At 59.5% G+C, this 9951-nt stretch carries 10 protein-coding genes; 5 read left to right on the top strand and 5 right to left on the bottom strand.

What is annotated here, in order from left to right; genetic code table 11:
* Positions 1-68: 68 nt before the first annotated feature.
* Positions 69-1337 carry an Hsp70 family protein gene (locus AC07S6_RS14365; protein ID WP_072434891.1) on the top strand — a complete coding sequence of 423 codons (1269 nt, stop codon included), beginning with the start codon at positions 69-71 and terminating at the stop codon, positions 1335-1337.
* 136 nt (positions 1338-1473) lie between these two features.
* On the opposite strand, the gene AC07S6_RS14360 is transcribed toward AC07S6_RS14365, so the two are convergent.
* The 3 genes from AC07S6_RS14360 to AC07S6_RS14350 form a co-directional block, all read right to left on the bottom strand.
* Positions 1474-2487 (bottom strand): AI-2E family transporter, encoded by a 1014-nt coding sequence (locus AC07S6_RS14360; RefSeq protein ID WP_003188124.1) that lies wholly within the window; start codon positions 2485-2487, stop codon positions 1474-1476.
* Between the two features lie 242 nt (positions 2488-2729).
* On the bottom strand, positions 2730-3029 hold the full coding sequence (locus AC07S6_RS14355; protein WP_003188123.1) for a PsiF family protein: 300 nt from the start codon (positions 3027-3029) through the stop codon (positions 2730-2732).
* Between the two features lie 71 nt (positions 3030-3100).
* A complete protein-coding gene (locus AC07S6_RS14350) occupies positions 3101-3889 on the bottom strand; it encodes an AraC family transcriptional regulator (RefSeq protein ID WP_003188122.1) in 789 nt (262 codons plus the stop codon).
* Positions 3890-3987: 98 nt separating this feature from the next.
* Between AC07S6_RS14350 and AC07S6_RS14345 the strand changes: the two genes are divergently transcribed.
* Both AC07S6_RS14345 and AC07S6_RS14340 read left to right on the top strand, forming a co-directional pair.
* Positions 3988-4878: a DMT family transporter gene (locus tag AC07S6_RS14345; RefSeq protein ID WP_014716699.1), complete on the top strand. Its 891-nt coding sequence runs from the start codon at positions 3988-3990 to the stop codon at positions 4876-4878.
* 97 nt (positions 4879-4975) lie between these two features.
* A complete protein-coding gene (locus AC07S6_RS14340; protein ID WP_014716698.1) occupies positions 4976-5506 on the top strand; it encodes a ferritin-like domain-containing protein in 531 nt (176 codons plus the stop codon).
* A 113-nt stretch (positions 5507-5619) separates the two neighbouring features.
* Here AC07S6_RS14340 and AC07S6_RS14335 read toward each other — a convergent pair whose 3' ends face one another.
* Positions 5620-7686 carry an AsmA family protein gene (locus tag AC07S6_RS14335; protein WP_495112512.1) on the bottom strand — a complete coding sequence of 689 codons (2067 nt, stop codon included), beginning with the start codon at positions 7684-7686 and terminating at the stop codon, positions 5620-5622.
* A 357-nt stretch (positions 7687-8043) separates the two neighbouring features.
* Between AC07S6_RS14335 and AC07S6_RS14330 the strand changes: the two genes are divergently transcribed.
* Together AC07S6_RS14330 and AC07S6_RS14325 are read left to right on the top strand one after the other, a co-directional pair.
* A complete protein-coding gene (locus AC07S6_RS14330) occupies positions 8044-8364 on the top strand; it encodes a hypothetical protein (protein ID WP_003188116.1) in 321 nt (106 codons plus the stop codon).
* 151 nt (positions 8365-8515) lie between these two features.
* Positions 8516-9148 carry a TetR family transcriptional regulator gene (locus AC07S6_RS14325; RefSeq protein WP_003188114.1) on the top strand — a complete coding sequence of 211 codons (633 nt, stop codon included), beginning with the start codon at positions 8516-8518 and terminating at the stop codon, positions 9146-9148.
* A 5-nt stretch (positions 9149-9153) separates the two neighbouring features.
* Here the strand turns inward: AC07S6_RS14325 and AC07S6_RS14320 are convergent, their stop codons facing one another.
* Entirely contained in the window at positions 9154-9660 is a 507-nt protein-coding gene (locus AC07S6_RS14320; RefSeq protein WP_197881820.1) for a C40 family peptidase, read from the bottom strand.
* Positions 9661-9951 lie beyond the last annotated feature (291 nt).

Here is a 9951-nt window from a genome sequence, read left to right as displayed (position 1 = left end):
CCGGTCTACGCATCCGCTCGCGAGTGACATACACTGCGCGGCCGTTTTTTGACCGGAACCTGTTAGACATGAAAAACGAATCTCCAGCCCGTGCCTGCGGCATTGACTTCGGCACGTCCAACTCCACCGTCGGCTGGATCCGCCCCGGCGAGGAGACGCTGATCGCGCTGGAGGACGGAAAAATCACCTTGCCGTCAGTGGTCTTCTTCAACTTCGAGGAACGCCGCCCGGTGTACGGTCGCCTGGCGCTGCACGAATACCTGGAGAACTACGAAGGCCGCCTGATGCGCTCGCTCAAGAGCCTGCTGGGTTCCAAGCTGATCAAGCACGACACCAGCGTGCTCGGCACTGCCATGCCCTTCACCGACCTGCTGGCACTGTTTATCGGCCAACTCAAGAGTCGCGCCGAAGCCAACGCCGGTCGTGAATTCGAAGAAGTGGTACTGGGCCGCCCGGTATTCTTCGTCGATGACGACCCGATGGCCGACCAGGAAGCGGAAAACACCCTGGTGGATGTGGCGCGCAAGATCGGCTTCAAGGACATCTCGTTCCAGTACGAACCGATTGCAGCGGCGTTCGACTACGAGTCCACCATCGAGAAAGAAGAGCTGGTGTTGATCGTCGATATCGGCGGTGGTACCTCCGACTTCTCCTTGGTGCGCCTGTCGCCGGATCGTCGTCACAACGACAACCGCCAGAGCGACATCCTCGCCACCGGCGGCGTGCACATCGGCGGCACCGACTTCGACAAACAACTCTCGCTGGCTGGCATGATGCCGCTGTTCGGCTACGGCAGCCGCATGAAGAGCGGCGCCTACATGCCCACCAGCCACCACATGAACCTGGCGACCTGGCACACCATCAACTCGGTGTACTCGCAAAAATCCCAGCTGGCCCTGGGCAGCATGCGCTACGACATCGAAGACACCGGCGGCATCGACCGCCTGTTCAAGCTGATCGAACAGCGTGCTGGGCACTGGCTCGCGATGGAGGTGGAGGAAACCAAGATCCATCTGACCCAGGCAGACAGCCGCCATGTGCCGTTGGACCGTATCGAAGCGGGCTTGAGCGTCGACCTGAGTCGCGCACTGTTCGAATCGTCGATCGACAACCTGCTCGAACGCGTGCGCGGCAGTGTCACACAGTTGCTCAATGACGCCTCGGTGAGCGTGGCCCAGGTGGACACGGTGTTCTTTACCGGTGGTTCCAGCGGCATCCCGGCGCTGCGCCACAGCATCTCGGCAATGCTGCCAAATGCGCGGCATGTGGAAGGCAATATCTTCGGCAGCATTGGCAGTGGTTTGGCGATTGAGGCGAGCAAGCGTTACGGCAGCTGAGTTTCAGCTGAAACCGTGGCGCGCCCTTCGCGAGCAAGCCCGCTCCCACACTTGACCACGTTCCATCTTTGGAATGCAGCCGAATGTGGGAGCGGGCTTGCTCGCGAAGAGGCCAGTTCAGGCACCGAACCTGTCTTTAAACCATCCCACCCAGCTTCAGCTCGCTCTTCAGATAGGCATAGTAAATCGGCCCCGCCACCACCCCCGGCAGGCCGAACGCTGCCTCAAACACCAGCATCGCCAACAACAACTCCCATGACTTGGCACTGATCTGCCCGCCGACGATTCGCGCGTTGAGGAAGTACTCGACCTTGTGGATCACGATCAAATACCCCAGCGCCGCCACCGCCACCCAGATCGACAGCGACAGCGCCACGATGGTGATCAGCGTGTTGGAGATCAGGTTGCCGATCACGGGCAGCAGACCGAGCAGGAAGGTCAGCACGATCAGCGTCTTGGTCAACGGCAGGTGAATGCCACACAGCGGCAGCACTACTGCCAGGAACACCGCGGTGAAGGCGGTGTTGAGCGCGGCGATCTTGATCTGGGCGAAGACGATGTTGCGAAACGCCTGGACCAACAGGTGCAGGCGGTCGAACAGCGCGGCGGCCAAGGGTTTGCGCTTGGTCAAGTCGGGCACGCGCTGCAAGGCGATGATCGCACCCAGCACCATACCGATCAGCAAGGTGACGAACATGTGGGCGGCGTCTTTGCCAACCAGTTGCAGTTCGCTCAGGTGCTTGCTTAGCCAATCACCGATGGCCACGCGAAACTCCGCGGCGCTGGCGGGCAGGTAAGCATCGATGGACGGCGGCAATTGCCCGCGCGCGCGGTCGACCACGCCCATGAATTTGTCCAGGGAAGCCCCGGGGTTTTCCGCTTCGTGGAGCAGGAAGCTGATGGCGCCGGCGAAGATCAAGGCCAACACGCTGACGATCAGGGTGCCCAGCAAGGCCACCGCCAGCCAACGCGCGCGCCGGCCTTCGATCAGGCGTTGCAGTTGAGGGGTGAGCATGTTGACCAGTTCATAGACCAACAGGCCGGCCAGCAGGCTGGGCAGCAATTTCAGCGGCAGTACCAGCAGCAACCCGCCGAAAATGATGATGTAGCTGGACAGCAACAACACATGACGCTGAGAAAACGTTGGCATACAGCCTCAAAACAAACGGCGTTGAAGGATGTTGTAGGAGCGAGCTTACTGTGGCGAGGGAGCTTGCTCCCGCTGGGCTGCGAAGCAGCCCCAAACCATTGAGCCGGTGTGCACCAGGCATACTCGTCTGTTCGGTTTGGGAGCGCTTCGCGCTCCAGCGGGAGCAAGCTCCCTCGCCACACTTGCTCGCTCCTACAAAGGGGCTGTGTGCGAGTGTCGCAGCCTTCTATGGCCCGGGGCTATTATTTCTTCAGGCAAGTGCTCATGAAGGTTTTGCGCGCATCACCGGCCAAGGCTTGGGTTTTCGCCGACGCATTGCAGTCTTTCATCTTCTGCTGCTGCGGGGTCAGGGTCTTGGCGTCGTTGGCGGCAGGTGCCGACAGGCAGGTCTTCATGAAGGCCTTACGGTCATCGCCCTTGAGCGTCTTGGTGGTGGCCTCGGCATTGCAGGTGGTCATTTTGTTCTGCTGGGCAGTGGCGGCAAAACCCTGGGCACACATCAGCAGGCCCATCATCAACAACGGAATACGCAGCATCTTCATGGAGTTTTCTCCCTGTTACCGTGCCGACGGGCACGGCCTACAGCGCAGTGTAGTCAAAACCTGTTACAACTTCACCGGCCACGAATATTCGCCCGCCGGTATTGCTCCGGCGTACAGCCGGCGTGGCGTTGGAACATGGCGATAAACGCCGAGGCGGTGCTGTAGCCCAGATCAAACGCCACGTGTTGCACACTGCGGTCGCTGTCCAGCGCCTCGATGGCCGCCAGGTAGCGCAGGCGCTGGCGCCATTCGCCAAAGCTCATGCCCAGCTCGCGCACAAACTGGCGCGCCAGGGTGCGCTCGCTCACATGCACCTGCTCGGCCCATTGCGCCAGAGGGCGGTTGTCTCCCGGTTCTGCCTGCATGCCCTCCAAGACCCCAAGCAATCCCGGGTGGCGGGCGTAGGGCAGGAAGCAGTCGTGGACCGGCGCCTGCCTGAGCTGGTCCACCAGCACCTGGGCCAGGCGGATGTCGGCATCGGTGCGCGGTGCATTGACATCGCGCAGGGCGAAATCCTTGAGGATCGCCTTGAGAATGTCGCTGATCGCCAGGGTGCAAGGCTGCTGCGGCAACTGCTCGCACAGCTGCGGCGCCAGCCCTACGGAGTGGTAGACAATCGCCTCGGCATTGTAGGAGCTGTGCTCGGTAAGCGGCGGCACCCACACGGCGTATTGCGGTGGCGACATGAAGCGATTGCCCGCCACTTCCATGCGCATCACACCGCTGGCCGAGTAATCCAGCGAGCCCCATGTGTGCTGGTGGGGGGTGCATTCGGTGTCCGGGGCAAAATCGGAATACCGAAAGTACACCGGGCTTGGCAGGCGGGCGAAATCGGGCAGGCGTACGGTGTGTCGGGACATATTGTCTGGATTCAACGCTCAGTTGTCTGGATCGCAGTATAGGCTTCGATCCAGACAGAGGATAATCCTGCCTCGTCAACACACTGGGTTTCTTTTCAATGCAATACGCGTATCCGCTGCTGGCTATCTTTATCTGGGCCGGCAACACCGTGGTCAACAAATTGGCCGTGGGCTCGATCTTCCCGGCTGAAATCGGCTTCTACCGCTGGCTGTTCGCTGCGTTGCTGTTCACGCCGTTCATGCTCAAACCGGTGGTCGCCCACTGGCCGCAGATCCGTCCCAACCTGGGCAAGATCTTTATCCTCGGCGTGCTCGGCATGGCGGTGTATCAGAGCCTGGCCTATTACGCCGCAACGCTGACCAGCGCCACCAATATGGGCATCATCCTGTCTCTGATGCCGTTGATGGCGCTGACCGCCGCGATCATCAGCCTTGGCCAACGCCTGACCTTCGGTGCGCTGACCGGCGCGGTGCTGTCGTTCGCAGGCGTGGTCGTGGTGGTGTCGGCCGGCAGCCTGGGCGCGTTGCTGCAACATGGGGTCAACCTGGGCGACGGCATGATGCTGGTGGCAACATTGGCTTATGCGGTCTACAGCACCCTGCTGAAAAAATGGCAGCTGCGCCTGCCGCCGTTGGTGCTGCTGTATTTGCAGGTGCTGGTCGCGGTGATGGTGCTGCTGCCGCTGTATCTGTTCTCGGCCAAGGCCGGTTTGGGCTGGGCGAATATTCCGCTGGTGCTATATGCCTGCCTGCTGGCTTCGATGCTGGCACCGCTGGCGTGGATGCACTCGGTCAAGACCCTGGGGCCAAGCCGTACCACACTGTTTTTCAACCTGCTGCCTTTGATTACCGCGCTGATTGCGGCGGTGGTGTTGAAGGAAGAGTTGGCGCGGTATCACCTGGTGGGTGGCTTGCTGACCCTGGGTGGAGTGATCCTGTCGGAGCGCTGGACCACACCGGTCAGACGCCCTCAGGACACATCCTGTTAAATCCGATAAAACTTTTCGCCTGGCCCGGGACTCACAACCAATAGCGATCACGCCGGCAGAGCGTGGCGTACAACCGGATTAGCCCCAGGAGATTGAAATGACTCAAGCACAACTGACTGACGTTGCGACCCTGCGCAGCCGCGCCCGCCAGAACGTCGAAAACGGTGCCGTGACCGAAGGCTACGACGCCGACCGTCAGGAAATCATCCGACTGCTCAACGAGTCGCTGGCCACTGAACTGGTCTGCGTGTTGCGCTACAAGCGTCACTACTTCATGGCCAACGGCCTCAAGGCCAGCGTGGCTGCCGATGAGTTCCTGGAACATGCGACCCAGGAAGCCGAGCACGCTGACAAACTGGCCGAGCGTATCGTGCAACTGGGCGGCGAGCCGGAGTTCAACCCCGACCTGCTGTCGAAAAACTCCCATGCGCAATACGTGGCGGGTAACACCTTGAAGGAAATGGTCTACGAAGACCTGGTGGCCGAGCGGATCGCAGTAGACAGCTACCGCGAGATCATCCAGTACATCGGTGACAAAGACCCGACTACCCGCCGCATCTTCGAAGACATCCTGGCTCAGGAAGAAGAACACGCGGACGATATGGCGGATATTCTGCAGGATCTGTAATAACTAACACCGCAACATCCCCCTGTGGGAGCGGGCTTGCTCGCGATAGCGTTGGATCAGTTGATAAATCATTGACTGATACCCCGCTATCGCGGGCAAGCCCGCTCCCACAATTACTTCACGGTCTTGGGCGCCTTGCCTTCCTTCATCTGTTGCAGCAACGGTGCGCACTCATTGGGCTCGCCACCGCTTGGGGCAACCAAGGCGAGCAAGCCGGCGGCCGGCCCGGCGATCACGCCCAGGGCGACCATGCCTGCACCACGTAGCGCCAACGGAATGGCTTTCACCCCAGCATTGGGCTTGATGAAAGGTCCATTGACGTACAGCGGTGAACGCAGGGAAAACAGGCGAAAGCCCTTGGATTCCGGCGTGATGGTCAGGTCCAGTTGCTCGGTGGCCATATTCGCGGTGCCGTCGATGTAGATGATCGCGTTCTCGGTATCGAACACAAACAACCGTGTGGTCGCCAGGCCCGTCTTGATGCCGAAGTCCGCCGCCGCGCAGTTGATTTTCACTTCCTCGTCGCCGAACAGGCGGCCGACCACGTAGTTGCCCACGTTGAGCCCGGCGATTTCCATCAGGCTTCGGCTGATGGCACCATCGTTGATGAGCATCTTCAGGTCACCGTTGGATGTGCCCAACAGTGCCGCCACCGAGTTACCGCGCCCGGTAATATCGGCATCGCCGTTGAGTTCACCGAAGCTGGTTTTCATCGGTTCGAAAGTCGGAAACAACTGCTTGAGCTTGAAGTTACGCGCCGTGAGTTTGGCGCGGCCTTCCATCGGGGTGGTGCGGCCGTTCAAACGAATCTGCGCATCGAGCTTGCCACCGGCCACGCCAAAACGCAGGGGTTCGAGGCTCAGTTGGCCGTCGTTGAGCACCAGGTGCGTATAAAGATCGGTAAAGGGCAAATCGGCGCTGTGCACGATGCGCTTGCCGGTGAACTCGACGTCGGCATCCATATCGCGCCAACGCTCGGTGCGGAACTCCTCAACCGGCAGCACTTTGGTCGCCGGTTGCTTGCTTTCACCGCCACGGGCTTTTTGCTTGGCGTTGGAGTCCGCGCCAATCAAAGGCGCCAGGTCATCCATCAGCAGTTGGTTGGACACCAGCGCGCCACTGAGCTTGGGGCGTGGCTGGCTGGCCACATAGGCCAGGTCGCCGTGGATGTCGCTGTTGCCGATCTTGCCGTTGAAGTTCTCGTAGCGGAAGGAGGCGCCGCTGGGCTCATGCAGTTTGGCTATCAGGTGGCCGTCGGTGGAATAGGCCGGCGAATCCGGCAGGGTCACGCCGGTCAGCGGATACAGGTTGCCCAGACTGCTGCCTGAAAGCTTCAGGCGCAGGTCCAGGGCGCCGAGGTTCAGCGGGTCGGTCAGGGTGCCGGCCAGGGCGATGCTGGTGTCCGCGATCTTGACCTGGGCTTGCAGCGGGAACGGCTTGGCCGCGTCCTGCAAGGCCAGCAAGCCACCGATCTTGCCCGTGCCCGCGAGCTTCTGACCATGATATTGGCCTTTGACCTTGAGGCCGAACGCGTAGTCCTGAGGCGCCGAGCCTTTTTCCAGGGCCTTTTTGGCATCGGCGTCGCCGACGATTTCACCGAAGGGGATCGGCTTGCCCAGCGGGTCGATGATCACATCCAGCTGGGTCTTGAGGCTTTGATCGTCAAGGGTCACATGGCCTTTGTCGAAGCCGATGGCGCCAATATCCACCACCCAGTTGGACGGTTCGGCGTTGGGGTCCTTGGGGTCGAACTTGAACGTCCAGTTGGCGCGGCCATCCGCCAGGCGCTGCAACTGGGCACTGGGTTCGGTGAGGTCGATGCGGGGGATCACCACACGCTGCACCAGCAAGGCCAGGGGCGAAATGCGCAGCTCAACCTTCTTGAGCGTGACCATCTGCGGTTGTTGCGACCAATCGGGGTTACCCAGGGTCAGGTCTTCGGCAATCACATGGGGCCACGGCACCCAGGCGCGCCAGCCGCCTTCATCAGGCTCACGCTGCCACACCACTGCGAGGTTGCCGTTGATGGCGAACGGACGATGCAGTTCTTCGGAGACCTTGGCATTGAGGGGCGGCTTGATGCGGTTCCAGTCGAAGAACACCAACACCAGTACCACGATGGCCATTAACAGAACGAAGCTGGCGCAGCTCCAAGCGAGAATTTTACGAGTGCGCGTCATTGCACAGGGCTCCTGAATACGACTGGCTGGGCAACAGCCTTTTAAACAGCTTATAGGACTACGACTGGCAAAGTGCCTGGGGGTTTAACGCAACGGCGGATTTAGCCGAAAAAAGCGATTTTCCTGATCAACCAGACAATTTTCCCCATCGACGACGCACCATTGTTACCCAGGTTCGTGTCGAAAATACCCACATCGGTGCAAAGCCGCGGGCTTGAGAGGCTCGATCTAGAGCCTCCGGCGAGAACAATCAATTCTGTTGATTATTACCATTGTGTTTATGAACTTTTATATCGACTTATCAAGGGTAACATTAGCCCTGTACCCACTTTATCGCCCTCCCTAGGAGCAACCAACATGAAACGCCAATTACTCGCTACCGTTCTGTTATCTGTCCTGGCTTCCAGCGCTTTTGCCCTGCCAGCTGCCGAACAGGCCACCCCGCAGAACAAAGCTCAAGCCGTGCAAACCAGCCAAACCGTGGCTCGCAGCGGTTCGCAAGAAGACGAAAACCGTGATTACGCCAAAGGCGCCGTAGCTGAAAATGGTTACAACCGCCTGCAAGAGAAAGGTCTGGTCGAAGGCGGTGCTGAACAAGCCAACAAACGCGCCTACACCGAAGGCGTTGCTGAAGGCGGTGCCGACCGTCTGCAAGAACTGCATCAAGCACAGAGCTAAGCCTGTGGTGGCCCAGAAAAAAGCCCGATCTGCCGATCGGGCTTTTGCTTTTATATAGAACGCGTCACGCCCCGCCCCTGCCAAGTTCGACGCCGGCAAAGCGCTTTTGCTAGAGTGCGTCGCTGTACTTGCCGACAAAGCTCATCCGCTCATGCTGCCCCGCGCCGAACAGAAGCAACAGACCCGCCTCGCCCTGATGGACGCAGCCCGCCATCTGATGGAGTGTGGCCGCGGGTTTGGCAGCCTGAGTTTGCGCGAAGTCGCCAAGACTGCGGGTATCGTGCCCACCGGTTTCTATCGCCATTTCGCCGACATGGACCAACTTGGGCTGGTACTGGTAAGCGAGGTCGGCCAGACCTTTCGCGCCACGATCCGCCTGGTGCGCCACAACGAATTCGTGATGGGCGGCATCATTGATGCCTCGGTGCGCATCTTTCTCGATGTGGTTTCGGCTAACCGCTCTCAGTTCCTGTTCCTGGCTCGCGAACAGTACGGCGGCTGCCTGGCCGTGCGCCAAGCCATCGCCGCCCTGCGCGAAGACATCACTCGCGACCTGGCCGCCGACCTGACACTGATGCCCAAACTTCAGCACTTGGATGCCGAAGGTTTGCATGTGATGGCCGACCTGATCGTCAAGAGTGTGTTCGCCACCCTGCCCGATATCATCGACCCACCGGCCCACGCCTTGCCGGCCCACCTTACGCCCCAGGCGAAAATCACCCAGCAACTGCGTTTTATCTTTATTGGCCTCAAACATTGGCAAGGGCTGGGCAGCACCGAGTAAGTCAATCAACCCGCCGTGTGGAACCGTTTGGCGGTGGTGTAGTGCTTGTTCCAGTAGCTATTGCTCAATGAATCGATACGGATGGTTTTGCCGGTGCGCGGCGAATGGATGAATTTGCCCTGGCCGATATAAAGGCCGACATGGCTGACCTGGCCCCGCCCGTTGCCTTTGAAAAACACTGCATCCCCTGGCTTTAAAGCACTGCGTTTGATGGTCGCCGCCGATGAACGGTGCATGGCGGCAGTGGTGCGGGGTAGCTGGATATTGGCTTGGGTCTTGAACAAGTAAACCAGGAAGCTACTGCAATCGAAGCCCTGCTCTGCCGACGTGCCGCCCCACTTATAGGGCGTACCCAGCAACTCATGGGCGCGGTCAATGACATCGTCGATAGAGGCCGGCTTGATGCTTTGCAGCGAAGAGCTGAAGGTGGCGCGGGGTTGGAAAGTGGCCTTTGCCGATGAAATAAAGCAGGTCAGGCTGACAAGGCATACACAAAAAATTGATCGAAGCATGATGAACGTCGCGGTGGATTAAACACGGCGCATAGCCTAAAGAACCCGCAAGTAATGTCATGAGCTCCAAATCCTGATGAATCGTAGGAAAAATCCTAAAAAATACCTGCAGAGAAAAAGATGAAAGAAATTTCATCAAGCTGAGCACAACCGTCAACGCAAAACGCCCTTCGCCGGTGCTATAAACATCGACACGCACCAAATTGATACACACACCGAATCGTCCTACGCCCTATTGAGCAGCATGCCTGCCTGACTACAGGGAATTCCGACTCAATTCCGTGATTGGCA

This window comes from Pseudomonas sp. GW821-FHT07B01 (assembly GCF_059419065.1).
Note: the sequence above shows the minus strand (reverse complement) of the source record. Positions and strands in the feature narration are given on the sequence as shown.

What these genes read in the sequence shown, in the direction of transcription:
- AC07S6_RS14340 (WP_014716698.1), top strand. Translation starts at nt 4,976, where the DNA reads ATGACTCAAGCACAACTGACTGACGTTGCGACCCTGCGCAGCCGCGCC.
- AC07S6_RS14325 (WP_003188114.1), top strand. Translation starts at nt 8,516, where the DNA reads ATGCTGCCCCGCGCCGAACAGAAGCAACAGACCCGCCTCGCCCTGATG.
- AC07S6_RS14365 (WP_072434891.1), top strand. Translation starts at nt 69, where the DNA reads ATGAAAAACGAATCTCCAGCCCGTGCCTGCGGCATTGACTTCGGCACG.
- AC07S6_RS14360 (WP_003188124.1), bottom strand. Translation starts at nt 2,487, where the DNA reads ATGCCAACGTTTTCTCAGCGTCATGTGTTGTTGCTGTCCAGCTACATC.
- AC07S6_RS14335 (WP_495112512.1), bottom strand. Translation starts at nt 7,686, where the DNA reads ATGACGCGCACTCGTAAAATTCTCGCTTGGAGCTGCGCCAGCTTCGTT.
- AC07S6_RS14350 (WP_003188122.1), bottom strand. Translation starts at nt 3,889, where the DNA reads ATGTCCCGACACACCGTACGCCTGCCCGATTTCGCCCGCCTGCCAAGC.
- AC07S6_RS14355 (WP_003188123.1), bottom strand. Translation starts at nt 3,029, where the DNA reads ATGAAGATGCTGCGTATTCCGTTGTTGATGATGGGCCTGCTGATGTGT.
- AC07S6_RS14320 (WP_197881820.1), bottom strand. Translation starts at nt 9,660, where the DNA reads ATGCTTCGATCAATTTTTTGTGTATGCCTTGTCAGCCTGACCTGCTTT.
- AC07S6_RS14330 (WP_003188116.1), top strand. Translation starts at nt 8,044, where the DNA reads ATGAAACGCCAATTACTCGCTACCGTTCTGTTATCTGTCCTGGCTTCC.
- AC07S6_RS14345 (WP_014716699.1), top strand. Translation starts at nt 3,988, where the DNA reads ATGCAATACGCGTATCCGCTGCTGGCTATCTTTATCTGGGCCGGCAAC.